This window comes from Pseudoalteromonas sp. KAN5, from assembly GCF_022846535.1.
GTDB classification, from domain to species: Bacteria; Pseudomonadota; Gammaproteobacteria; order Enterobacterales; family Alteromonadaceae; genus Pseudoalteromonas; species Pseudoalteromonas haloplanktis.
In genome coordinates, this window is sequence record NZ_AP025589.1 from 402,744 (window position 1) to 428,842 (window position 26,099).

General features: G+C 42.1%; 21 protein-coding genes and 5 tRNA genes. 23 read left to right on the forward strand and 3 right to left on the reverse strand.

What is annotated here, in order from left to right:
* Position 1: 1 nt before the first annotated feature.
* Entirely contained in the window at positions 2-736 is a 735-nt protein-coding gene (locus KAN5_RS01775; protein ID WP_016708800.1) for an ATP-binding cassette domain-containing protein, read from the forward strand.
* Positions 733-1,872, forward strand: a complete 1,140-nt coding sequence (locus tag KAN5_RS01780; RefSeq protein ID WP_016708801.1) for an ABC transporter permease — start codon at positions 733-735, stop codon at positions 1,870-1,872. The genes KAN5_RS01775 and KAN5_RS01780 overlap by 4 nt, the downstream gene beginning before the upstream one ends.
* Positions 1,873-1,938: 66 nt before the next feature.
* Here KAN5_RS01780 and KAN5_RS01785 read toward each other — a convergent pair whose 3' ends face one another.
* Entirely contained in the window at positions 1,939-2,349 is a 411-nt protein-coding gene (locus KAN5_RS01785; RefSeq protein WP_244390313.1) for a hypothetical protein, read from the reverse strand.
* A 26-nt stretch (positions 2,350-2,375) separates the two neighbouring features.
* Entirely contained in the window at positions 2,376-2,897 is a 522-nt protein-coding gene (gene fldB, locus KAN5_RS01790; RefSeq protein WP_016708804.1) for a flavodoxin FldB, read from the reverse strand.
* 149 nt (positions 2,898-3,046) lie between these two features.
* Here fldB and xerD point away from each other — a divergent pair, with 149 nt between their 5' ends.
* The 13 genes from xerD to KAN5_RS01855 all read left to right on the forward strand — a co-directional run bounded on the left by xerD (position 3,047) and on the right by KAN5_RS01855 (position 14,271).
* Entirely contained in the window at positions 3,047-3,931 is an 885-nt protein-coding gene (gene xerD / locus KAN5_RS01795) for a site-specific tyrosine recombinase XerD (RefSeq protein ID WP_171038964.1), read from the forward strand.
* A 64-nt stretch (positions 3,932-3,995) separates the two neighbouring features.
* On the forward strand, positions 3,996-4,724 hold the full coding sequence (dsbC, locus tag KAN5_RS01800) for a bifunctional protein-disulfide isomerase/oxidoreductase DsbC (RefSeq protein ID WP_016708806.1): 729 nt from the start codon (positions 3,996-3,998) through the stop codon (positions 4,722-4,724).
* A 74-nt stretch (positions 4,725-4,798) separates the two neighbouring features.
* Entirely contained in the window at positions 4,799-6,520 is a 1,722-nt protein-coding gene (gene recJ / locus KAN5_RS01805; RefSeq protein WP_244390314.1) for a single-stranded-DNA-specific exonuclease RecJ, read from the forward strand.
* A gap of 131 nt (positions 6,521-6,651) precedes the next feature.
* A protein-coding gene (prfB, locus tag KAN5_RS01810) for a peptide chain release factor 2 (RefSeq protein WP_138553755.1) occupies positions 6,652-7,750 on the forward strand; the annotation gives its coding sequence in 2 pieces (ribosomal slippage) (positions 6,652-6,726 and positions 6,728-7,750; 1,098 coding nt in all).
* A 26-nt stretch (positions 7,751-7,776) separates the two neighbouring features.
* The gene (gene lysS, locus KAN5_RS01815; protein ID WP_016708809.1) at positions 7,777-9,312 is read left to right on the forward strand and encodes a lysine--tRNA ligase; all 1,536 of its coding nucleotides are present in this window, start codon (positions 7,777-7,779) and stop codon (positions 9,310-9,312) included.
* A gap of 267 nt (positions 9,313-9,579) precedes the next feature.
* Positions 9,580-9,762, forward strand: a complete 183-nt coding sequence (locus tag KAN5_RS01820; protein WP_016708810.1) for a hypothetical protein — start codon at positions 9,580-9,582, stop codon at positions 9,760-9,762.
* A gap of 129 nt (positions 9,763-9,891) precedes the next feature.
* Positions 9,892-9,984, forward strand: a tRNA-Ser gene (locus KAN5_RS01825).
* 37 nt (positions 9,985-10,021) lie between these two features.
* Positions 10,022-10,098 (forward strand) — tRNA-Arg (locus KAN5_RS01830).
* Positions 10,099-10,235: 137 nt separating this feature from the next.
* Positions 10,236-10,312 (forward strand) — tRNA-Arg (locus KAN5_RS01835).
* A 76-nt stretch (positions 10,313-10,388) separates the two neighbouring features.
* A tRNA-Arg gene (locus tag KAN5_RS01840) sits at positions 10,389-10,465 on the forward strand.
* Positions 10,466-10,558: 93 nt separating this feature from the next.
* Positions 10,559-10,635: transfer RNA gene (locus KAN5_RS01845), tRNA-Arg, on the forward strand.
* Positions 10,636-12,089: 1,454 nt separating this feature from the next.
* Positions 12,090-13,424 carry an alpha/beta hydrolase gene (locus KAN5_RS01850; protein WP_138554960.1) on the forward strand — a complete coding sequence of 445 codons (1,335 nt, stop codon included), beginning with the start codon at positions 12,090-12,092 and terminating at the stop codon, positions 13,422-13,424.
* Positions 13,399-14,271, forward strand: a complete 873-nt coding sequence (locus tag KAN5_RS01855; RefSeq protein WP_138554959.1) for a hypothetical protein — start codon at positions 13,399-13,401, stop codon at positions 14,269-14,271. Before KAN5_RS01850 ends, KAN5_RS01855 begins: the two co-directional genes overlap by 26 nt.
* A 167-nt stretch (positions 14,272-14,438) precedes the next feature.
* Here KAN5_RS01855 and KAN5_RS01860 read toward each other — a convergent pair whose 3' ends face one another.
* Positions 14,439-16,454 (reverse strand): TonB-dependent receptor, encoded by a 2,016-nt coding sequence (locus KAN5_RS01860; RefSeq protein ID WP_138554958.1) that lies wholly within the window; start codon positions 16,452-16,454, stop codon positions 14,439-14,441.
* A gap of 147 nt (positions 16,455-16,601) precedes the next feature.
* Between KAN5_RS01860 and KAN5_RS01865 the strand changes: the two genes are divergently transcribed.
* From KAN5_RS01865 to KAN5_RS01900, 8 genes are all read left to right on the forward strand, one after another.
* On the forward strand, positions 16,602-17,936 hold the full coding sequence (locus tag KAN5_RS01865; RefSeq protein WP_138554957.1) for a hypothetical protein: 1,335 nt from the start codon (positions 16,602-16,604) through the stop codon (positions 17,934-17,936).
* A 51-nt stretch (positions 17,937-17,987) separates the two neighbouring features.
* Positions 17,988-19,370, forward strand: coding sequence for an NlpC/P60 family protein (locus tag KAN5_RS01870; protein ID WP_138554956.1), 1,383 nt, complete (start codon positions 17,988-17,990; stop codon positions 19,368-19,370).
* Positions 19,371-19,380: 10 nt separating this feature from the next.
* Entirely contained in the window at positions 19,381-20,493 is a 1,113-nt protein-coding gene (locus KAN5_RS01875; RefSeq protein WP_138554955.1) for a dipeptide epimerase, read from the forward strand.
* Positions 20,490-21,260, forward strand: a complete 771-nt coding sequence (locus KAN5_RS01880; protein ID WP_244390315.1) for a hypothetical protein — start codon at positions 20,490-20,492, stop codon at positions 21,258-21,260. Before KAN5_RS01875 ends, KAN5_RS01880 begins: the two co-directional genes overlap by 4 nt.
* A 116-nt stretch (positions 21,261-21,376) precedes the next feature.
* Entirely contained in the window at positions 21,377-22,969 is a 1,593-nt protein-coding gene (locus KAN5_RS01885) for a sodium:solute symporter (RefSeq protein WP_016708820.1), read from the forward strand.
* Positions 22,966-23,871 (forward strand): BadF/BadG/BcrA/BcrD ATPase family protein, encoded by a 906-nt coding sequence (locus KAN5_RS01890; protein WP_244390316.1) that lies wholly within the window; start codon positions 22,966-22,968, stop codon positions 23,869-23,871. Before KAN5_RS01885 ends, KAN5_RS01890 begins: the two co-directional genes overlap by 4 nt.
* A complete protein-coding gene (gene murQ, locus KAN5_RS01895) occupies positions 23,868-24,803 on the forward strand; it encodes an N-acetylmuramic acid 6-phosphate etherase (protein ID WP_016708822.1) in 936 nt (311 codons plus the stop codon). Before KAN5_RS01890 ends, murQ begins: the two co-directional genes overlap by 4 nt.
* Positions 24,804-24,839: 36 nt before the next feature.
* Positions 24,840-25,985, forward strand: a complete 1,146-nt coding sequence (locus KAN5_RS01900) for a DUF1343 domain-containing protein (protein ID WP_171039009.1) — start codon at positions 24,840-24,842, stop codon at positions 25,983-25,985.
* The last annotated feature ends 114 nt before the right edge of the window (positions 25,986-26,099 follow it).

Below are 26,099 nucleotides of genomic sequence, written 5' to 3' on the forward strand. Positions count from 1 at the left end.
GATGATTAAAGTAACTAATTTAGTTAAAAAAATTGGCGATGTGAATGCGCTCAATAGTTTAAGTTTTACTGCTCAAGACGGCAAGATCACAGGGCTGTTAGGACCTAATGGCGCAGGTAAAACCACCTGTTTACGCACTGTGTTTGGATTATTAAAGGCAGATAGCGGAAATGCAGAAATTGACGGTATTGATGTTGCCAAAGAGCCAATGACTGCAAAGCAAAAGCTGGGTTTATTCCCTGATCCTTGTGGCTTATATGAGCGGTTAACGCCACGGGAATACATTACTTTTTTTGCACAGCTAAGCGGCCTTAATGCCAGTGAAGCTAAGCAAGCGACTACCGAAGTGATAAATAAATTAGCGATGAATGATATTGCAGACCGTCGTTGCCAAGGGTTTTCGCAGGGGCAACGGATGAAAACAGCGCTAGCTCAGGCGGTGGTTCATAACCCATTGAATATAATTTTAGATGAACCAACCCGCGGCCTTGATGTAATGAGTACCCGCATATTAAGAGAGCTGTTATTGCTCCTCAAAGCGCAAGGGCACTGTGTGTTATTTTCATCTCATGTTATGCAAGAAGTTGCCGCATTGTGTGATCACGTGGTGATCATGGCTAATGGCCAAGTGGTGGCTCAAGGTTCTGTGGCAGCGTTATGTGAACAAGCAGGTAAAGAGACGTTAGAAGAAGCATTTGTCGCATTGATCGGGAGTGACGAGGGGATTGCAGCATGATTAATTTATTAAAGGTGTTATATAAAAAAGAAGTGATGGACGCCAGTCGCGATAAACGTTCCATAATGGCGGGGTTGTATTATGCGATAGGTGCACCAATCGGTATGTGCTTGTTAATGAGTGTGTTGCTGCAGCAATTAGCCTCACCGGAAGCACTTAACATTAATATTGAAAATAGTGAGCGTGCGCCAGGACTTATTGCTCACCTAAATAGCCAAGATATTTTTGCCAGCCATGATGAGAATGAGCGTAAAGCAATTACCTTAACGATCAGTGAAGACTACCAACAAAAAATGAGTGAAGGGCGTCCAGCTACAGTAACGCTGATTGCAGATAAATCAGATGATAAGCTTCGTAAGCACATCACCCAAGTTGAAAAAGCAATCGCGTTGTACAGCTCTGAAATAGCCAGTTTGCGTTTAGTCTCTCGTGGTGTGGATCCTAGTTTGATGCGTGCAATCGCTCTTGAAGTACATGACCAAGCGACCCCTGATTCAAAAGGGGGCATGATATTGGGAATTGTTGTATTAACACTTATTTTAGCGTTATTTTATGCTGCGATGAATTTAGCAATTGATACCAGCGCCGGTGAGCGAGAGCGAAATTCATTATCGTTATTGTTAAGTCATCCATTACACAGTTTGCATATTGTGTTGGCTAAAATAGGCGCTATAACTACGTTTTCGATGTTAGGGCTAGTGGTCATTTTAGTGGTCTCTAAGTTTTCATATGCAATGGTGCCGTGGCAGCAAATGGGCTTTAGTATCACTATTACGCCTGAGTTTATGCTGTTTAGTATCGCGATATGCTTGCCTATTGCTTTGATGTCAGCCAGCTTACAAGTGTTTGTATCTTTTATGGCTAAGTCATTCAAAGAAGCGCAGTCTTACGTCACTATGGTGTTATTTATTCCCATGGCGTTAAGCATGATAACGACTTATGATATTGCGACAGATAAAGTGCAATGGTTGCCGATAGCTGCTCAGCAATTTGCACTGATGGAGTTTATAAAAGGGAACCCAATTCCAGTACCGCAGTTACTGTTATCAACAGTGATCACACTGGTATTATTTGCAGCCTTTAGCTTTTTAAGTGCGCGAATGCTGAAAAGTGAAAAAGTAGTGTTTGGTTTATGATTGTGGGTTAATAAACGAGTCAGCAAAGCGAGCTCTCGGTCGCTTTGCTGAAATCTAAAATCCCCTTTAGAAAAGCTGTTTTACCTCATCCAGTTTTATCTGCTCTATTGCAGGATCACTGAGTAACATTTTAAACACCTTAGCAGCCTGTGATTTATCAATATTAGCGCTACTAAAGGAAATGGTTTTAAACTCTCGTTTAATTGTTAAACCATCAATTGCTTGCAGTGACCCTTGATACTTAATTAATACAGGCAGTTCTGTTTTTGTATCATCGTATTTTGCGAAAGCAAGTTGTGATAGGTTAAATAAATCATTAGCAAGTTTACCTGCATTGATAAATGGCACTACAGCATCAGGAATAAAAAATAGCTGTCCATGGCGGTCATAATGTTGACTGCCAGTGCAGTTCAGTGGTTTTACGGTGTTATTACTGAACTCGATTATATCGCCATTGATCAAGGTAAATTGTGCCATTCGTTGTCCCGTCGCAGCAGCGAGATTTATAACGTCTCGCTGTACTCAGTCATGATTTGCTCAACCCAGTTAGCAATCCGTTCATCACTGTGCTCGTATTGGCTGTCTTCGTCGAGCGCTAAACCAACAAAGTGTTTGCCGTCTTCGGTGAGTGCTTTGGAGGCTTCAAACTCATAGCTGTTGTCGTTTGGCCACAGGCCTAATAAAGTAAATTGTTGGCTACTTATTTCATCATGCAACATGCCTAGCGCATCTTGAAACCATTGGCCGTAACCTTGTTGGTCGCCCATGCCAAATAAAGCGATGGTCTTGCCGTTGAGATCAACACCTTTAATGTCATCCCAAATTGATTCCCAATCTTCTTGTAACTCACCAAAATCCCAAGTTGAGATGCCAAAGATGATAAAGTCGTAATTCTCTGCATTTTTTAATGGCTCGTCTTTGATGTTATGTAGGCTGACAATGTCTTGACCGATAATATCGCGGATTTTTTCTGCTGCTATTTCTGTATAGCATGTAGTAGAACCATAAAATAAACCAATTTGCATCGTATTTATCACTGTGTGTTTGCCTGATATGATAGGCTGAAGTTTACCGTAAGGTATTATTAATTGATACCTTGATAACTATGAGAATAACTGTGACAACGTTACCTGATCATGAGCCATTGGGCTCAGCCAATACAGATCACGACGAATTGCTTGGTAATAGCGATTACCTAGAATCTTTTTTAGATAACCTCTATTTAGAACAACATGTAAGTGATAATACACTCGCAGCGTATCGTAGTGACCTAGATAAGTTTTGCCACTTTTTAGAAGGCCAAGATTTACTCACAGTGACAGGGCAAGATATTGAAAGTTACTTAGCGCATCGTGTTGATTCAGGCTTAAAGCCACGCAGTACTGCGCGTAGCATTAGTGCACTGAAACGTTTTTATCAGTATTTTGTACGCGAAAAAAAGATTACCGATTCGCCAATGGTGAATATTGCTCAGCCTAAAGCTGGCCAGTCACTCCCTAAAACCTTATCTGAAAACGAGGTAGAAGCGCTTTTAGCTGCCCCGAATGTTGAAGAGCCTATGGGCTTGCGTGATAAAGCCATGCTGGAACTATTATACGCGACAGGATTACGGGTGAGCGAATTGGTAGGGCTGCGAATGGAGCAAATTAATTTGCGCCAATCAGTGGTGTTTGTCAAAGGCAAAGGCAACAAAGAGCGTTTAGTGCCACTTGGCGAAGAAGCGATGTACTGGCTGGAGCAGTTTTTAAAGGTGGGTCGTGCACAAATGATCAAACATGCCACCGACTTTGTATTTCCGTCAAAGCGCGGAGTGGGTATGACCCGACAAACTTTTTGGCATCGTATTAAACACTATGCTATTTTGGCAGCAGTTGAATCGCCATTGTCGCCTCATACTTTGCGTCATGCGTTTGCAACGCATTTATTAAATCATGGTGCAGATCTTCGGGTTGTACAAATGATGTTAGGGCATAGTGATTTATCAACCACACAAATTTATACACATGTTGCTAATGAAAGGTTAAAGTCGGTACATCAGCAACATCATCCGCGTGCATAGTGAAAGTTTTCTGTGGTTAGGCGGTCTGAGTAGTTAAGAATTATCAGGATATAAGAGAACAATTATGAAAAAGTTAGTATTAGCCGGTGCGATGTTAGGCACCAGTTTAAGTGCGTTTGCTAATGGCGTTGTAGCCATTCCTGATGCCAATGATCCAATCGTTACTAAATTTGCTGAGCTAGGTGTTACCGTTAAGCAAATTAACCCAAGCCCAGTGGCGGGGTTAAAGGAGTTGATCACCGACAAAGGTGTGCTTTATGCAAGCCCTGATGGTCAGTTTTTAATGCAAGGCACATTAATTGATTTAAACAATCGTAATAACCTCACAGAGCAAGCACTAAATGGTGTACGCAAAGAAGGTTTAGCGCAATATGAAGATTCAATGATTGTTTATAAAGCTAAAAATGAGAAGCACAGTATCACTGTATTTACCGACATTAGCTGCGGTTATTGCCGTAAATTACACCGTGAACTGGATGATTTACTTGAAGCCGGTATCACAGTTAAGTATCTAGCATTTCCTCGTGGTGGCTTACAAGGTTCAGGTTATGCCGATTTAATGAATGTATGGTGTGCGAAAGATCAGCAAGAAGCAATGACCGCAGCTAAATCGGGTGCTGATACTAAAGTAATGGCGGGTTGTCATGCACCAGTGGCAGAACATTATCAGCTTGGTCAAAGTTTTGGTATTAACGGCACACCAGCGATCATTTTAGAAGATGGTACGATGATCCCAGGCTACCAGCCTGCTGCGGCATTAGCTGCGGCACTAGAAGCGAATAAATCATCATAACTATTTGATTTTTATAAAAAGGCCGTTAAGGCCTTTTTTTGTCTTTATTCTTTAATTAAAAGTACCGCGTTTGCATGAAGAAATTAATTGTTGCCCGTGACCATCATGATGATTCACACCTGCCAAATCATTTACACCCTGTTATTAAACAAATTTATGCTAGCCGCCAAGTAAACCACGCTAATGAGCTAGATAATAGCGCAGCGACGTTACACAACTTCAAATTATTTAAAGACATAGATAAAGCCACAGAGCTACTCCAACACGCATTACATGCGCAAAGTAAAATTTTGATTGTTGGCGACTTTGATGCCGATGGCGCAACAAGTACTGCAACCTTAATGCAAGGCTTAGCCATGTTTGGTTTTATCAACTTAGATTACTTAGTGCCAGATAGATTTAGCCTAGGTTATGGTTTAAGCCCCGCATTGGCGGAGCAAATAGTGAGCATGGCGCCTGATCTCGTGATCACTGTAGATAATGGTATTTCCTGTATCGCGGGGATCGCGATTGTTAAAGATGCAGGTATTAAAGTGCTGGTTACTGATCACCACTTGCAGGGGGAACAACTGCCCAATGCCGATGCAATTGTTAATCCCAACCGCCATGACTGCGACTTTCCATCGAAATCCATTGCCGGAGTAGGGGTTGCATTTTATCTACTAATAGCGCTGAGAAGTGCACTGCGTGATGCTGGGTATTTTGAGCAACAATCACCACCAAATCTCGCTGACTTACTTGATATTGTGGCGCTTGGCACGGTTGCTGATGTTGTGGCACTGGATGCCAACAACCGAACTTTAGTACACCAAGGCTTAGCACGTATTCGCAGTGGCAAAACTCGCCCTGGCATTACGGCGTTAATCGAAGTGGCTAATCGTAACGCCGCACGGTTAAGTGCGAGTGACTTTGGTTTTTCGTTAGCGCCTCGCTTGAATGCCGCAGGGCGATTAGATGATATGAGTTTAGGTATAGCCTGCTTACTTGCTACAGATATAAACCAGGCTCGTCGTATAGCGGGTGAGCTAGATAGCCTAAATCATGAACGCCGTGAGATAGAGCAGGGCATGCAACTAGAAGCACAAGCAGTATTAGATAAGCTGGCTTTTAGTGATGAGCAAACCCCTGATGCTATTTGTTTATATCAAGGTGACTGGCACCAAGGTGTCATAGGCATTTTAGCGGGGCGCTTAAAAGAAAAATACCACCGCCCCACGGTTATTTTTGCAGGTGGCGACAACGGTGAAATAAAAGGCTCTTGCCGCTCGATTGAAGGATTGCACATGCGGGACCTACTCGAGCGTTTAAATACCTTGCATCCTCACTTGATCAGTAAATTTGGTGGTCATGCTATGGCAGCGGGGCTGACTATTAATGAGCAACATTTTAGTGAGTTTAAGCGTGAGTTTGAAATGGCAGTCAGTGCGCAGCTAAGCGAAGAGCATAAACGCTGTATTATTTTAACCGATGGCGAACTTACCGATGACTGCTTTAGTATGGAGTTTGCCAATTTACTTAAGCAAGCAGGGCCATGGGGGCAACAGTTTCCAGAACCTGTATTTGAGCACACTTTTGAGCTTGTGCAGCAACGTATCGTTGGCGAAAAACATCTTAAGTTAGTACTCAAGCACCGCAGCGGTCGCTTAATGGATGCCATAGCATTTGGTGTTGATGTCCGAGCGTGGCCTGATACAGAGGCACGTTTTGTTAAACTGGCTTACCAATTGGATATTAATGAGTTTAGAGGCAAGTTTTCTTTGCAGTTGATCGCCAGAGAGCTGCAAAAAGTGCCATAAAAAATATTTATTATCGATGCATAAAATACTAATAAAACGCGCGGTTTTTTGTTAAAATCGGGCGTTTTTACTATTTAAAGAATTTTATGGGCGATTTGACGCTCGTAATCAGCCATTTTGGAGTAAGGTACATGTTTGAAGTGAATCCTGTGATTAATCAAATCAAGGAAATTCGCGAACGTACTGAATTGCTTCGGGGGTACCTTTGACTACGCTCTTAAACAAGAACGTTTAGAAGAAGTTAACGCCGAACTTGAAGATTCAGCCGTGTGGAATGAGCCAGAGCGTGCACAAGCGCTGGGCCGTGAAAAGTCAGCATTAGAGGCGGTTGTAGAAACTATCGACAATCTAGTCAGTGGCACTGACGATGTCGAAGGGTTAGTTGAACTCGCGGTAGAAGCTGAAGACGTTGATACTTTTGAAGAAGCACAAAGTGAACTTAAAGATCTCAATGAACAACTTGAAGGCTTAGAGTTTCGCCGTATGTTCTCAGGGGCACATGACGCAAATGATGCTTACCTTGATTTACAGTCAGGCTCTGGCGGTACTGAGGCACAAGACTGGTGTAACATGCTATTACGCATGTATTTACGCTGGGGTGAAGCCAAAGGCTTTAAAGTTGAGCTAGTCGAAGCGACAGACGGTGATGTAGCAGGTATTAAAGGGGCGACTGTGCGCTTCGTTGGCGAATACGCCTATGGCTGGTTACGCACAGAAACAGGCGTACATCGCTTAGTACGTAAAAGTCCGTTTGACTCAAGTGGTCGTCGTCATACATCATTTGCTTCTGCATTTGTTTACCCTGAGATTGACGATAATATCGAAATTGATATTAACCCAGCTGATTTACGCATTGACGTTTACCGTGCATCAGGTGCTGGTGGTCAGCACGTTAACACCACCGAATCAGCAGTACGTATCACTCACGTACCAACCAATACCGTAGTGCAATGCCAAAACGAACGTTCGCAGCATAAAAATAAAGCACAAGCGATGAAACAGTTAAAAGCAAAGTTATTTGAACTTGAGTTACAACAGCAAAATGCTGAAAAACAAACGCAAGAAGATGCTAAGTCTGATATCGGTTGGGGGAGTCAAATTCGTTCATACGTTCTTGATGATTCACGTATTAAAGATTTGCGAACCGGTGTTGAAAACCGCAATACGCAATCGGTACTTGACGGTAACTTAGATAAATTTATTGAAGCCAGCTTAAAATCTGGCCTATAACCACCAAGCTAAAAAAGAGCTAAAAAATGACTGATCAAATCCAAGACGAAAATAAGTTAATCGCTGAGCGTCGTGGCAAATTAGACGCAATTCGCGCCAATTGCCCAGCCAACGGTCATCCAAATCAATTCCGTCGTGAGCATTACACGGCAGACTTACAGGCCGAGTTTGGTGATAAGAGTAAAGAAGAATTAGTTGAGCTGCAGCATGTAGTATCGATTGCTGGTCGTATTCTTGCAAAGCGTGGCCCTTTCCTTGCGATTCAAGACATGAAAGGCCGTGTACAAGCCTATGCATCGAAAGATGTGCAAAAAGATCTGAAAGAAAAGTATGGTCAATTAGATATCGGTGACATCATCGGTGTTAAAGGTGCGCTTAATAAATCAGGTAAAGGCGATTTATACGTAGAAATGACAGAGTATCAACTGCTTACTAAGTCATTGCGTCCATTACCTGAAAAATTTCATGGTTTATCTGACCAAGAAACAAAATACCGTCAACGTTATGTTGATTTAATCACTAACGAAGCAACCCGCGAAACATTCCGCATTCGTTCACAAGTGGTTGAAGGTATTCGTCGTTTCTTAGCTGATCGTGATTTCATGGAAGTAGAAACACCGATGTTACAGGTTATTCCTGGTGGTGCTTCTGCGCGTCCATTCGTCACTCATCACAACGCGCTTGATATCGATATGTACTTACGTATCGCGCCAGAGCTTTACTTAAAGCGTTTAGTAGTCGGTGGTTTTGACCGTGTATTTGAAATTAACCGTAACTTCCGTAACGAAGGGTTATCAACGCGTCACAACCCAGAATTCACTATGATTGAGTTCTACCAAGCATACGCTGATTATATTGACTTAATGAATATCACCGAAGACATGCTACGTACCGTTGCAACAAACGTACTAGGCAGCCCAATCGTTGTTAACACAACTAAAGACGAAAACGGTGAGGTTGTTGACTCTGTAGAATACGATTTTGGCCAACCGTTCACGCGTTTAAGCATGGCAGATGCCATCTTAAAATATAACCCAGAGTTTGATGCGGCTGTATTTAACGACCCTGAGAATCATTTTGAAGAGTTAAAAGCGTACGCTAAACAAGTACACGTTAAAATTCCTGAAAACTGTGTATGGGGTCCGGGCAAGTTCTTATGCGAAATCTTTGAAGAAACCGCTGAGCACATGCTTATCCAACCGACTTTCATTACTGGTTACCCATGGGAAGTGTCGCCACTTGCTCGTCGTAACGACGAAAATCCATTTGTTACTGACCGCTTTGAGTTTTTTGTGGGCGGCCGTGAACTTGCAAATGGTTTCTCTGAGCTTAATGATGCACAAGATCAAGCTGAGCGCTTTACTCGTCAAGTTGAAGAGAAAGACGCAGGTGATGATGAAGCTATGCACTACGACGAAGATTATATTCGCGCCCTAGAGTATGGCTTACCACCTACAGCGGGTGAAGGTATCGGTATCGATCGTTTAGTAATGCTGTTTACTGATTCATCAACGATTAAAGATGTTATCTTGTTCCCACACATGCGTCCGCAAGCTGACTAAATCTATTTTTAAAATAGTTTTGAAACGCCGCTTTTTAGCGGCGTTTTTGTATTGGTAGTAAAAATTGACCATTCAATGGCAAATAACTAAGTAGGAACTTTTATTTAAGGCATTGAATTAATAAGCGATAAAAATTAATTTAAAAAAAAGTAAAAAATCAACAAGCATTATTTCTAGGTTTAGCTAAACTAGGTGCTTGAAAAGCAGAATAAAGCATTGTTTTTTTATAGCTGGGCAGTCTAAAGGACTTATATAAACGGATTTTACATGAAAGATAAAAAACCTGAGTTACCCAATAACGCATTTAGTACAGAGTTACAAAGAGAAGCCTATTATCGAGCATGCATTGCTGAGTTTCAGCAACTAGGTTATCAAGATCAATATCTCGAGCAATTAACCGATGAATTGGTACCTGTATTAGGTGTATCTGCCGAAGTAAAAAACCCATAACATGATTAATTATCAAGCAGAGTTGACTCTTTTTTAGCGCTTATGGATGTTCTCTAACCATACAGTCATTTTAAACAAGAAAAGTGTTTGACATATTTTTTGAAATCTTTATTATACGCCCCACAAGACGGAGAGGTGGCCGAGTGGCCGAAGGCGCTCCCCTGCTAAGGGAGTATAGGGTTTGTAGCTCTATCGAGGGTTCGAATCCCTCCTTCTCCGCCATTTATTTTTATAAATGGTTGCTTGTATTGTAAAGAATGGGCGCATAGCTCAGCTGGATAGAGTACCTGGCTACGAACCAGGCGGTCGGAGGTTCGAATCCTCCTGCGCCCACCATCCTTTACAATAACACTCTGCTTAGAGAATAAATAAGTACGTAAAGTGGTCACAGGTTCACTCTTTGAAGATACGTCCTGCGCACAGCATACTTTACAGATACTCTGCTTAGAGTATAAATAAGCAAACAAAAAAGTGGGCGCATAGCTCAGCTGGATAGAGTACCTGGCTACGAACCAGGCGGTCGGAGGTTCGAATCCTCCTGCGCCCACCACTTTTAACTCATGCTTCAGAGTATAAAAAAGTAAAGTAATAAGTCAGATAAGACTTTAAAATCAAAAATAGAATGTGGGCGCATAGCTCAGCTGGATAGAGTACCTGGCTACGAACCAGGCGGTCGGAGGTTCGAATCCTCCTGCGCCCACCACTTTCTATTTTAGTAACCGACAAAAGTCGGTTTTTTTGTGTCCTAAAATGGATATGAAAGTCAGATAAGACCTTAAAATCGAAAATAGAATGTGGGCGCATAGCTCAGCTGGATAGAGTACCTGGCTACGAACCAGGCGGTCGGAGGTTCGAATCCTCCTGCGCCCACCACTTTCTATTACTACTTAAGTTAATAGAGAACAACCGACGAGAGTCGGTTTTTTTACGCCTAAAATTTGCTGTAGGCTCGGGTTTATCCCGCGCTTGTTAAGATGAAACCACCAACAGGGCGGTCGAAGGTTCACTCTTAGAAGATACGTCCTGCGCCCACCACTTTCTATTACTATTTAAGTTAATAGAGAACAACCGACGAGAGTCGGTTTTTTTACGCCTAAAATTTGCTGTAGGCTCGGGTTTATCCCGCGCTTGTTAAGATGAAACCACCAACCGAGCGGTCGCGAAGGTTCACTCTTAGAAGATACGTCCTGCGCCCACCACTTTCTATACATTCACGAGCGATGTAAGAAAGCAGAAGCCGACGAGAGTCGTTTTTTTATGCCTAAAATTTGTCGCAGGCTCGGATTTATCCCGCGATTTTAAAGGTGAAACCACCAACCGAGCGGTCGAAGGTTCACTCTTAGAAGATACGTCCTGCGCCCACCACTTTCTATACATTCACAGAACGATGTAAGAAAGTTGTAACCGACGAGAGTCGGTTTTTTTACGCCTAAAATTTGCCTTAGATGCGGGTTTATCCCGCGCTTTTAAAGGTGAAACCACCAATCAAGCGGTCACAAGGTTCACTCTTTCAAGATACGTCTTACGCCTACCACATTCTATACATTCACGAACGATGTAATACCATTGTGCATAAGCATTTAGTCAATTTGATCCATTCTCGATTACACATTTTCTTCACTCGCTCTGACACTGGATCTCTGCCAAGCTGCCTTGGTTGGATGAGAATCATAGTAAGAAAGACCAATACACAAACTTGAATTTCTAATTAATGAAAATTTATCTTTCGATTTGACTCTATTATGAGTTTGAATCTTTATTTTTATTCTTTCTAACTGGTTTCTTATCGAAAATAAAGAAATAGGAACAAAACACTGCCGCTGTAGCTAATATAATTTCTAACATAAAATAACCCTCTGTTTTTTGTATTGTAAATGTTTATTATATGGTCATATACAAACAATTCATTTCCTAAAACCACGCAGATTTAGGAAAAGCGAACAATGATTCCAAAGAAGACAATACTGCTTAGTATATAAATACTATTAAACAATTAACGTAAATAGAGCACTAAAATTTGCTTAAACTCGAGCCTATCCCATTCTTACTTAGTTGTAAAACCTATGGTCACTGGGGCTTGGTTTTAGTTATGCAATTAATAGTAAAGCTGGCAACTAAACTAATAATTTACCTATCTTCGAGAAAACGATAGACTTTACTTATTGTTATTTATAAAAATTATTGACCTCTTGCGCTATATATATTTGTTTTTATTGTTGAGCTACATTTTGCCACTATCTGTATCTGCTCAAAACTCACCACAGAGTGCTCAGCTCTCAGCAGTTAAATCTGTTCTTATCCAACCTTTGACTGACAAGCAACGGCAATTGCTTAAATTTAAGCTCGAACCAGCACAAAACTGGCGATTTAGTTATTTTAATGAAACCGTATTTAATTCAAAGATGGTAGTTTTAGAAGCTGGCAACAAAGCTAACCCACCATTACTGTTAGTACATGGGCTCGGTGAGCTTGCGATGCAAGATTGGTTCTCGGTGATCCCGACACTTGCCGAGAATTATTATGTAATTGCTGTAGACCTACCAGGCTTTGGTAATTCAGAGTCACCACAAGGGCGTTATTCACCTCATAATTATGCTGCAGTTTTGGCTCAAGTTGTTGAGCTTTATAGCGCGCGACCAGTCACTGTGGTTGGTCATTCTATGGGCGCTGCAGTAAGTTTGTCTTTTGCTGGTTTATATCCACAACCACTTAATAAGTTAGTGCTTGTTGATGCTGCTGGAGTGTTGCAAAAGGTTGCTTTTTTAAAGCCGATCACGAATATCGTTATTGAAGATTCGTGGCTGCCAAAATTTGTACGTACTAAGCTTGCACAACTCAATGACTTTACTACAGGCTTAATTGAGTTGGGGGCAATTGACTCTTACTTTAGTGATTTACTGCAGCGCAGCGATAGTGCTTGGAATGCATTAATGGGAGAGCAACCAAACGTGAATGCAGCGCTGAGTTTAGTAGAGCAAGACTATAGCAACATTGTTGCAAACTTAAATACCCAAACGTACATCATCTGGGGTGAGCGAGATAACATCGCGCCGCTTAGAACAGCGAAGGTGTTGCAGCACCGACTAGCCAACAGTGAGCTGATGACAATAGCACAAGCCGGTCACGTACCAATGAAAAGCGCAACAGCTGAGTTTTTAGCATTACTTAAACATGCCCTTGAAACGCCAGTAGTGGCTCGTAAAGAACAACCACATGAAGTGGTAATGCAATCACACTTAAGCTGTAAAGATCGACACAGTCAAACGTTCTCTGGACACTATAAAAAAGTGCTTATATCGGGCTGTAATAATATTTTACTCAAAGATATGACTGCACAATCAATAGCGATCACTGATTCACTAGTGCGCTTGGAAAATATAACCATCACTGCTAGTGAACTTGGATTAGAAATTGTTGATTCCGTAGTAGAAGCAACCAATGTAACTATTAATGCGCGAAATGGCGTAGAGCTTGTGGGCGCCCGTTTTGATGGCGCAGGTGTGGAAATAAACGCAACTGCATTGGCAATGATGGTAAATACGCAAAGTAATATCATTTTTTCATTAAGTAAAATTACGAGTCCTCATTTTCAAGGAAATGTTCATCAAGCATTTGAACTTCAAAATAGGAGCGTAGATGAGTACCTTCAACAAGCTAACTAAAATTGCTGTATTTGTAGGTTTAAGCATTGCTTTAATTGGCTGTCGCTCAACCAAAACAGAGCAACAGCAGTACCATGAGCTTCAAGATGGTATTTTTTATGGTGCTTATTATGGTGTATCTACTGTAAGCGTTGATACTCTAGCTTACACCTACAACACTGTGCAGGAGTTAAATGAAAGCGAAAATGAACTGCTTGAAAGTATTGATCCTGCTATAACTCATGCCACGTTAAGTTTTCTTATCGGCTTGGGAGTCAGTGCTGATTTTGCCGTTGCAGAAAGTGATTTAGCCTATAAAAAAGCAGATAATCCCAGAACTAAATATTTAGCCTACTCGGCGCAGTCGCTGGCATTTTATAGTCAAGGCTGGCGTGGTTTAGCAAAACAACGAGCTGATTTAATTAAGCATGATCCCATGTTTGCAGCTGTGAAGACTAGTTACCCAAAAGATCAACTAATAGCCTATTTGATTTTAGGGAGCAGTGCAGTGCATAACGGCGATTTAACTACAGCGAATGAAATGTTTACTATTATTGGTGAGCAGATTGATAAGCCGTGGCTACCGTCGGTGGCCAAAGCGGTAACGTTTGCGTTTAACGGCTCATTTTTTAATGCTGTTGATATGTTGCAGGTGTTACTCACAGACCCAAGTTTAACGCAGTATGAGCGTGCAAAATTGGCTGAACTTGAAGTCATCGCACAAAGCAGCTTATCGACAACACGAAAACAACAGGCTATGGCTAATCTTGCTGATAACTTTGTGTTTGAAAAAATAAAAAGCGGTAGTAGTGACTTATATCAGCAATATTTAACTGATTTACAAAGCTATGCTAAAGGTATTATTTAGCTAGTGGTTGCCGCAGGTGTTACTGGCGAACATTGGAATCATACTGAGCAAACTCGCGAATACGCCAATCGCAAGTATAGTAGAATGATGAAAAATCTCAGCTCCAGCTTATTACTCATGTAACAGCGGGGTCTGAGATGTTTCTTTATGTTTAAAACCTCAACAAATTAAAATAGCAGGCTGAAGTTTAGGCGCAATGTGCGCGGCTCAATCGGGTGAAAGTGATTATCTTCAACCCCATCTGCAGGCTCACCAGCTAAGCGTGATGCATAGAAGTAGTCAATGTCGTGATCAGTACTATCAAATATATTTAGTATCTCAAGGCCGACTTTCCAATGCGTTTGTTGATAACTTACTAAACCATTTACCACGGTAAGTGGCTCTGAGCGTTTGTCGCCATCACTACTAAGTATGCGCTTACCAATATGACGGACACGTAATGAAGACTGCCATTGCTGCGTTATGTGCCAATTAATGCCAGTGCTGGCGACGACAGGCACCGCGCCCTCAATTCTATCGTCACTTGAATCGATATCTAAACGAGAGTGAGTGAATGAGGCTTCAGCGTCTAAGCTCAAGGCATCATTAAGCCAATAATAAGCACTGAGTTCTAAACCGTAGCGTTTTGATGCATCACTGGCTTCGGTATTACCCGCATCACCGACAAAAAGTAATTCAGAATCTAAACTCAGCCACCACAGTGCTGCTGATAAATTAAATTGTTGTTGATCAAAGTAGCGCAGACCCAATTCCGCCCCATTGCTTTGTACCAGTAAATCAACTTTTTCTGCGGGGGCTAGGGTAACCGGATCTTGGCGGATCGTGGCTCCTCGCACATCATTTGAATGATATGATTGCCCCCAATTAACATACCCGGCTAGATTGTCGTTGAACAGATAGTTTAAGCTGGCTTTAAAGCTTACCAAGTCATCATCAGCACTACCTGAATTAACACGGTTATTGCTATCAACATCAGCGTCAAAGTAATCGTAACGTACCCCAAGCGAGGCTTCCAGCGCTTGGCTCAAACTCATTTTTGACTGCCAATAGGCTGAGTAGCTGGCTTCGTTTACTACATCTTCACGCACAGTACTTAAACGTTGGCGTTGTTTGGTATTGTATAAGCCTACTTGATCAATATCATCACGGCGGTATTCAACCCCTAAGGTATGTTGAATTGGCATTTGTGCGAGGGTGTCAACAAATTGATAGCTCAGTGCGCCACCGCTAATTGTGCGGCTATCGACTTGTTGAAATTGATCGCCATTAACCGGATCATTTAAAAAGTAAGAAAAGTTAGAAAACAAGTCCATGTCATAATTGATCACATAAGCATTGGCATTAATATGCTGACCTTGCCAATTAGCCGATAAACTATAACGACTAGAGCTGCCGCCTACGGTGGTATCGAGTGAACCTAGCTCGCTGATAATACCTTGATCTACAGCACGCTGTGGAATTTGATCCGCGGAATTCCAGCTATTATCGTAGGCCATTGCTGTAACAGATAAGTCACCATCCCATGCTTTGCCGACATAACGGATCATGGCATTTTTTTTATCTACATCTTCATTGATATCTTGCCAAGGCCCGTCGTAACCTTGCCACTCACCGGCAATAATTATTTTACCGTTAGCAACACCAAGGGTGCCCAATGCCATTAATCGTTTATAGTTATCTTCACCAATACTGATGTCAAGTTGTTGGTGTTTAGGGTTATCTGCTAAGTTAAACTCAGCGCTACCAGCCGTTGAAAAGTCACCTTGGGCAGCCCCATAAGCGCCTTTTTGATAATCAATGGTTGCAATCGTTTCAGGAATAATAAAATTAAGATCGGTATAGCCTTGGCCGTGACCATGACTGCGCATATTTATAGGCATGCCATCAATACTCGTTGCAAAGTCGGTACCGTGGTCAAGATTAAAACCGCGAATAAAATATTGATTAGCTTTACCTGAACCACTGTGTTGAGTAACAGCCATCCCAGGAATAAGTTCTAACATTTCTGCACTGCGTAGCATTGCTCGGCTTTGTATTTCACCTTGGCCAATTATGCCGCTAGAGGCACTGATCGCATCGCCAATAAGGCCTGTTCGATGACCATAAACCGTAATTTCTTCTATATTAGCAAATACATGAGTTGAGCAGAGTAAGCTTCCTGAAAGAATTAAAAAGGTGCGCATAATCACTTCCTTATAATTTAGGTTAATGTTTTATTACATTGACTAATACGTTTTACGTGGTTTATTGGATGCAGATATTTGCTTGTGACGGAAAATATGTTATTTTTAATAAAATATTCCAAAAATAAAAACTTTAAGGAATTTAAGTTGATTTTAGCAAATCTAAAAAAAGCAGGGCTGAAACTAACTTGGCTGGGAACAGTGACACTCGTTGCGTGTCAAAGTCCGTCACAGCAGGAGCTGCCAAAAACACCTGAAGATCAACAAAGCCAATTTTATCAACAGGTGATGTTAGCCGCGCCAGTTTTACCCGCTGACCTTACAAATATGGTTATGCAGAATCATTATGTTGCGAATCGTATTGCCCGGGCTAAGTACAAAACGGCGAGTGAGGTTGATTACAGTAAAATTCACTGGCAGCAGCGCGTTGCCGCTGATTGGCAATATTTTGATATTCCAACAGCACAAGGTAAGTTGTTAATTATTGATTACCAACAACAGGGTGATCAATTAGCATATCGTTATTTAGCAAATGGCACCCAAGACGATTTATATGAACCTTGGAGCTCATCTAAAATTCAAGCATTTAGTGGCGCAATCGCAAAAGTTAGAGAAACTAATCCTGAATTAGGCGCACACGCTACAATTGGCACTAGTAATGTTGCTGATTTGATCACCAGTATTAATAGTTATGCACCTTTTGGTAGTGCAGATGGCAACTCGAATGCAATTGCCAGCTATTTTATTAATGTTGCTGGGCGCGAGTATTTAAGTAATTTATTTGCAGATAATTGGCTAAAACTCAATGATTCTCGCATTATGTTTAAAGGTGCGTATGCAGCAGATATTTTTACCCCTAGCACGTCTCGTTGGCAAAGTACTAACAGTGACGCTGTTGCTAGCGATATCACTTATTTTACTGTTAACAGTCATGATCCTGCTTATTTAGGATATCGCTGTACGGGGTGTGGTTTAACGGGCAATAAAGCAATGACAACCTTGGCACAAGCTGAATGGTTAAAACGCTTAGCGAGTCATACAAGAGAGCCATTAACTCAGCAACCTTTCATACAAGCACAAGACATTGATGTGCTGTTTAATGGCACCGGGCACACAGACAAAAGCGCAGTGGTGGGTGGTATGATGCAAGGGATCAGCCAAATGATCACCCAGTCATTAGCGCAAGCATTAGCGCCGAATGATCCTCGTCCAGCAAAACAAATTTTGGATGAGTTAACCCAAGGACAATGGCGTGTATGGCAAAAAATAGGTTGGGGGCCGAGCGAAACTCGCTCAGCTACCGAAACTGTCATGTTAGCTCATGTTTACTTGCCGTTTATTCAAGGCGGGCGAGAATTCACCTTAGCGGCACAAAATAGTGTGCCTGGAGCAAGTGAAGCTAACTTAGCTGCGACAGGGTTACAAATGCAAGCTAACTTTACTCGTGCATTTACACAATTACTAATGCCACAAGATCAATAAACGCAACAGCGCACAATTTATAAAGCAAATTGATAACAGAGGAACACCCGAATGCGACAAACACTTATCGCCCTGAGTATTTCATTAGCTAGTATTGTTTCAGTGGCTCCCGATGTGGCTGCGGCTAATACGTGGCAATCAGATGTTATTGGGGTGACTCAATCACAGCTAACGCCGCAACATTGGCTTAGCCAAGTGACAGATGAAACTTTGATGAGCACAGCACAAATTGCGGCGTTTAATAAGCACCTCATTGCAGAAAATGAATATATTGTTGATCCGTTAGAGTTTGTCTCACAGTTGAGCAAAAAGCAGTTAAAGGCGCATATTTTAAGCATCAGCGAAGTACCAAAAAGTCCACGTTTTTACCCTAATGGTAGTCCGTTAACCGCTAAGCACTTTGCAAAATACCAAGCTAATTTGAATTTAGACGCATTAGCAAAGAACAATCAAGTTGCTTATGGCATGGTGGTCAAACGCTCTGTACTACGTACTTTTCCAACTTGGGATCGAGTACTAAACAGTGGTTTAGATAAAGATCTCGATCGCTTCCAAGAAAGCGGTTTATTCCCCGGCGACACAGTGGCTATTTTACATGAAAGTGCCGATAAAAAATGGCTACTCGTGCGTGCTTATAATTACTTAGCTTGGGCGCCAAAAGCGGATATCGCCATATCAGACAAACCCACGCTTAGTGAATTCAAAAATAACGATGATTTTTTATTGATAACCGGTGCTAAAGTGAATACCGCTTATGTGCCTGATGACAGTAGTACATCGCAAGTACAATTGGATATGGGCGTGCGTCTACCATTAGTACCTGCTGCACAGGTGCCAAACTTATTACACGGGCAAAATACTTACGCCAGCCATGTCGTACAACTGCCTACACGTAATGAACAGGGGCAGTTAGTGATCAAACCTGCGCTCATTAGTCGAAGCAGCGATGTTAATCTTGGTTATTTACCTTACACCCAACAGCACTTAGTAAAGCAAGGTTTTAAATTTTTAGGTGAACGCTATGGCTGGGGCCATGATTACAACGGCCGAGATTGCACTGGGTTTGTTGGCGAAATTTATAAAACGTTTGGTTTATTAATGCCGCGTAACTCTGGTCAACAAGGTAAAGGCGAGTACGGTATAAATTATCGCTTTGATAATAGCAACTCAGAGCAACAGAAACTTGCCATAGTAAATAAAATGCAGGTAGGCGATCTGATTTATATACCAGGACATGTGATGATGTATTTAGGTGAGCAAGACGGTCAGCCATACATTATCCATGATGTGAAAGGGCTTGGTTATAACAAACCTGATGGCAGCTTTTATTCAAGCTCGCTGAACGGCGTATCGGTAACACCTTTGTTGCCACTACGGTTATCGCAAACAAAGAGTTACTTAGACCGCACGTATAACATTAAGCGTATTCGCTAGGATCGAAACTATGAAAATTACCGCAATACGTTTTGCCAAACTCAAAGTGCCACTCGTTACGCCATTTAAAACAGCACTGCGAGAAGTCAGCTTTATTGAAGACTTAGTTGTGATCATTGAAACTGATAAAGGTGAAATTGGCTATGGTGCTGCAGCATCGACACCGGTAATCACGGGGGATACTCATCAAAGTATACTCAGTGTTATCAAACAGTTTATCGCACCAAAACTGCTTGGTATGGAAATTGAAAACCTCAATCAAATCTGCCAAGTGATCCAATCAAGTGTCGTGGCAAACTACAGCGCTAAAGCCGCCCTTGAGCTGGCCGTATATGATTTATGGGGCAAATTATATCAAGCACCACTGTATAAGTTGCTCGGTGGTGGTAGTCAAACACTGCGCACAGATATCACAATTAGTGTTGATAATATCGATAAAATGCTCAGTGATTGCGCTCTCGCAGTGGCGCAAGGCTTTGATATTTTAAAAGTAAAAATAGGTAATGATTTACAGCAAGATATCGAGCGAGTAAAAGCAATTTACCAAGGCTTTGGTCAACAAACACACATTCGTTTAGATGTAAATCAAGGCTGGAATGCTAAACAGACCGTATTTGCACTGCAGAAACTAGAAAGTCTTAATGTTGAATTAGAACTTGTTGAGCAACCAGTAAAAAGCGATGATTTTAAAGGTTTAAAATACATTACTGAACGCGTCAATACGCCAATCATGGCTGATGAAAGTGCGTTTTCGCCTAAGCAAGTTATTCAGTTATTAGAACAAAATGCCGTTGATATTATCAATATCAAGGTGATGAAAACGGGTGGCTTAAGTCGTGCTATCGAAATTGCCAATATTACTGCCCAGTATCAAGCTCAATGCATGATTGGCTGCATGCTAGAAGGCAGTATTGCCGTTGCGGGAGCTGCGCATTTAGCGTCAGCAAAAGCGCAGCAGATCAGTAAAATAGATTTAGATGGTCCAGCATTGGGTCAGTATGATCCGGTGCAAGGTGGTGTTGAGTTTAATGGCCCTGCGATCACCTTAAGTGATGGCCCAGGTTTGGGTATAAACAGTATCGATACATTACAACCGATCAACGATGGAGTTTGGCCTTTATGAAAAAAATAATAATAGCAGTACTTGCTACAACGGCACTCAGTGGCTGCGTCAACAGTACAACAAGCACAACCACGACCGCTGAAACCACAACCGTGATCCCATCACAGACTCAACAACTCGTGGTAGTTGTTGCTGATGATTGGCAAGCGATTGGCGCACAGTTATATCGGTTTGAGTGGGTTGCGGGTCAGTGGCAGCAACAAGAGCAAGGCCATGCTGTGGTGTTGGGGCGAACTGGTTTAGCGTGGGGAATTGGTTTGCACCCAACGCAAGCTGGTGTACAAAAACAAGAAGGTGATGGTAAGGCACCCGCCGGAGTTTTTGAGCTAGGCAGCGCATTTGGCTACTTAGATTCATTAGCGACTAATATGACCTACCAAGGCATGACCGCCGATGATTACTGTATTGATGTGAAAGGTTCACCTTTTTACAACCAGTTGGTTGATAAATCAGTGGTTGGAGAGGCTGCAGTAAAAGGCTCATCGGAGTGGATGCGCCGTGATATTTACAGCCAAGATAACCTCTATAAAAAAGGTTTAGTGGTTAAGCACAATAGTCAAAATATAGATGGTGCAGGTAGCTGTATTTTTATGCACTTATGGCGTGCAGAAAATAAACCAACCGCAGGCTGTACGGCAATGACAGAGCAAAATATGGATACTTTACTAGCATGGTTAGATGAGCAGAAGGCACCACTACTGGTGAGTTTGCCTGCCTCAGAATATCAACAAAAACAATTGCTTTGGAAGTTACCAACAATTAAATAATCCGGATGAAGCCAATTCATTAGGTGGCTTTATAAAGTAAAAAATAAAACTGTTTTCTTTTTACTGAATTAATGGAATAATATATTCCATTAAAAGGTTTGAAGTTGGGATAATAAATGAGTGCACAATATACTTTGTTAGATTGGCTCGTGTTCGCAAGCTACGGAGCAATTTTATTACTCAGTGGTTGGTGGTTTAATCGCAAGCGCGCTAACTCAAGTAAGGATTTCTTTTTAGGCGGTAACAGCATGCCGACGTGGATGGTTGCTATCTCTGTATTAGCGACATCACAATCCGCTGCCACGTTTATTGGCGGGCCTGACCAAGGTTATCAAGGTGACTTGTCGTATCTTGCGACGAACATTGGTGCATTTATCGCTGCGTTTATTGTGTCTATTTTTCTGATCCCTAAATTTTATCAGCAAAAGGTATATACAGTTTATGAGCTGCTCGAAAAACGCATTGGCCCTAAGGCAAAACGTCGCAGCGGCCTTATGTACTTATTTGGTCGTGTATTTGCCAGTGGGGCTCGCTTGTATATGGCCGCCATTGCTGTTGCGATGATTTTATATGGCAATATAAATGCTGATAGCGTCATTATTGCCACTTTACTGCTCGCGCTGGCAGGTTTGTTGTATACCGTATTTGGCGGTATTCGCAGTGTCATTTATTCAGATGTATTACAAAGTGTGGTGTATGTCAGTGCCGCAATCGCTGTAATTTGGTGTTTATTAACTCTTATCCCTGCCGATTTTTCGACAATTTTAGCAACGTTGAATGAGCCAAGCCCAGGTGCTGATTCCAAGCTGGCTATTTTTAAGTTTGATTTAGATTTTGGTCCTAGTGGCGTATTTAATATGGCGTCGGTATTAACCGGTTTTGTGTTACTTAATATTGCGGCTTTTGGTCTTGATCAAGATATGACACAACGTTTGCTTACTTGTAAAAGTGAGCGAGAAGGTAGTAAAGCATTACTGCTTTCTATTGTGATGGTGATCCCTGTGATGTTGGTGTTTATTTTTATTGGTTTATTACTGTACATCGTATATCAACAACCAGCATTAATGAACAGTGATGGCGCGCAAGTGGTGCAAGAGTTCAATGGTGAAAAAATCACTATCTTTATGTATTACGTACTTAATGAAGCACCGGCTGGAGTCAAAGGGTTAGTAAGCGTGGGCATTATAGCCGCAGCTATTTCAACTTTAAACTCAGGGTTAAGCTCTATGTCATCGGTTATTGTGCAAGATTTATATCGTCCGTATTTGGCGGCTAAAAATAAACACGTTGCAGACAATCATTTTGTTAAAGCCGGGCGCGTAGGCATGGCTGTTGTAAGTTTCGCATTAGCATTAATGGCCATTATTTGTTACTTCTGGCAGCAATACAGTGATATGCCACTGTTAAAATTTGCACTTAGTGTGATGGTATTTTCTTACAGTGGTTTATTAGGTGTGTACTTCACAACGTTATTTACAAATCGAGGCAGTGAAGGCTCAGTATTGGCGGCGTTAATTGTTGGCTTTATGGTGACGCTGTTAATGCAGCCTTATATGATTGATTGGCTATTACCAGAATCGTCACGGTTTTACTTAGGCTTTACGTGGCAGTTATGTATTGGTACTGCATTGTCGACCTTAGTATGCTGTTTGGGTAAAGCGCAATTAGCCCAGCGTGGTCAAACGCCAGTCGGAGCTGAACAAGCATGACTCTAGAATATATCCTCGCAATTGATGGCGGGGGCACCAAAACAGTCGCTAAGCTTATTCACTTGCCCAGCGGCCAAGAATATAGCGCGCATGCTGGTGAAGCCTCTATATATAATGACTTTAATGCCGCAATAAACAGTTTGCAGTATGTGATCAACACTGTATGCGAGCAAAGTGGTGCGCGACATAAGCAAATTTTAGCGGTAATGGGCTTGGCCGGTGGTTCATCGAAAAGCTTAGCTGAGCGGGTCACTGCTACTTTACAACTTGGCTGCGATATTGAATTTGCACAACTGATGATTGTCAGTGATGCAATTACGTCATTATATGGTGCTAACCTTGGTCAGCCAGTCGCGATGCTTGCTTTAGGCACCGGTGCTGTAGGCGCGAGATTAACAGCACAAGGTGACACTAAGTTAATTGGTGGCTGGGGATTTTTAGTTGACGATTTTGGCGGTGGGGCGCGGTTAGGGTTAAGTGCTGTTCAGCGCTTACTCGATGAAATAGACCGCTTTAATGAGCCGAAAAACCAGCTAACCAAACAGTTAAGTGAGCAAATTGGCCGTGATCGTGAGCATATTTCAGGCTGGTTATTAAACGCCAAAGCGGTGGATTATGCCCGCTTTAGTCCGCTTATTTTCGGTTTAAAAAATCAATGTGATCTTGCAGATGCCGTTCTTAATGAACATGCACGACAGGTAGAGCGATTAATTGAAAAGTGTCGTGGTGATAGCCAATTACCGGTCATTATTATCGGTGGCTTAGCAGATGTAACCATTGCGTTATTAGATGAACAAATACAGCAAAATTTATCTCCCCGTCGAGGGGATTCGTTAGTTGGTGCGGTGATTTTAGCCACCGACCGAGTTAAACAAATTGACCACAAAAGGATTACGCGATGAGCCCTGAGTATGTTTTTAACCAGCAGCGCGCGCTTTTAGAAGAACTGAATGGGATTGTGTCAGAAGGACAAAATCTAGATACCTTAGATATTGATTTACTCGATAGCACTGAGATATTAACTAAAATTAATAATGAAGATCAAAAGGTTGCAGAAGCCGTAAGATTAGTTATTCCTGAGATCGCAAAAGCGGTTGATCATATCGTGACTGCGTTTAAGCAAGGGGGTCGACTTATTTATATCGGTGCAGGTACCAGTGGTCGACTGGGGATCTTAGATGCCGTTGAGTGTGCACCTACTTATAGCGTGAGCGATCAACAAGTAATGGGTATTATTGCCGGCGGTGAAACAGCCTTTAAAAAAGCGGTAGAAGGCGCTGAAGATAGCTTAACGCTGGGTGTTGAAGATCTTAAGGCTATTAACCTGCAAGCAAAAGATGTTGTAGTAGGGATTGCAGCTAGCGGTCGTACGCCTTATGTACGAGCTGCGATTGATTATGCTAAATCCGTGGGGTGTACCACTGTGGGCGTGACCTGCAACCCAGACTCAGCGGTTATGAAGCTGCCTGATATCGGTATTTGCCCGGTCGTAGGTGCAGAGGCGGTAACAGGTTCTACGCGCATGAAATCCGGCACTGCGCAAAAGCTGGTTCTTAATATGCTTAGCACTGCCAGCATGATACGCACAGGTAAGGTTTATAAAAACTTGATGGTTGATGTAAATGCGAGTAATGAAAAGCTGCATGCCCGAGCAATTCGTATTGTTATGCAAGCAACCGATTGTACTCATCAACAAGGTGTTGATGCACTTGCACAAGCCAAGCAAAGTGCTAAGTTAGCTATTTTAATTATTTTAACTGGTAAAGATGCAGCCCAAGCTGAGCAAATGTTAAATCAAGCTGATGGCTTTTTACGTAAAGCGGTGGAACTTTAAATGTTGATCAGGATATTGGTTATTTTGCAGTGTTTGATGTTGAGTGCTTGTGCTCAGCAGAGCGCTGAAAAGAGTGCTTCAGTAGAGGCGACAATGACTGTTGGCGCCTTACAGTCCCCGCAGTACTTACCTCAACTTGAGGGCAAACGTGTTGGCTTAGTGGTTAATCAAACCTCGCAAGTAGACGGTATCCACATTGTTGATTTACTGCGTGATAAAGGCGTCAATGTAACGAAAATATTTGCTCCTGAACATGGTTTTCGTGGCGATCATGATGCCGGCGCTCATGTAAAAAGTACGGTTGATGCAAAAACCGGTATTGATGTGGTGTCTATTTATGGCAGCAATAAAAAGCCTGATGCAGCGGTATTAAGCGAACTAGATGTGATTATTTTTGATATCCAAGATGTTGGCGTACGCTTTTATACTTATATCAGCTCTATGCATTATATGATGGAAGCTGCAGCGCAAAACAACCTTGAGTTTATCGTGCTGGATCGACCAAACCCTAATATTGCTTATGTAGATGGCCCCGTTTTAGACTTAAAATTTCAGTCTTTCGTTGGTATGCATGAAATTCCTGTGCTACATGGCATGACGGTGGGCGAGCTGGCTAAAATGATTAAGGGCGAAGGCTGGATAGACCAAGCTCAAGCACTTAATTTAACTGTTGTGCCAGTAGCTAATTATAGCCGCGATATGGCATACAGCTTACCGGTCAAGCCAAGCCCTAACTTACCTAACGATCAATCAATTGCGCTTTATCCGTCATTGTGCTTTTTTGAAGCAACGCCAATTACCATTGGCCGTGGTACAGATTTTCCATTTCAAGTAGTAGGTTATTCGCCAACGCCGTTAGGGGAGTTTAGTTTTACTCCGCGTGCGATTAAAGGCGCGTCAATGAACCCAAAATTTAAAGGCGTTGCGGTGCAAGGCTTAGATTTACGTGATAGTGCAATTAAAGGGCTCGACTTAAGCTTATTTATTTCAGCCTACAAAACCTTAACAGAGCAACAGCAAACCTTCTTTGAGCGCGCAGGCTTTATGGATAAGCTCGCAGGGACTGACAAACTGCGTCTAGCTATCGAAGCCGGCCAAACAGAGCAGCAAATCAAACAAAGCTGGCAGCAAGAGTTAGCGCGTTTTAAACAGCAACGCGCGCCATATCTGTTATATCAATAAGGCTATTGATCATTCACTGAGTTTCAAAACGCAGCTTAGGCTGCGTTTTTTATTGCCTTGAAAAAAAGCTAACTGTATGGTTTAAGTATATAAACCAAAAGCTATGTAAACTGA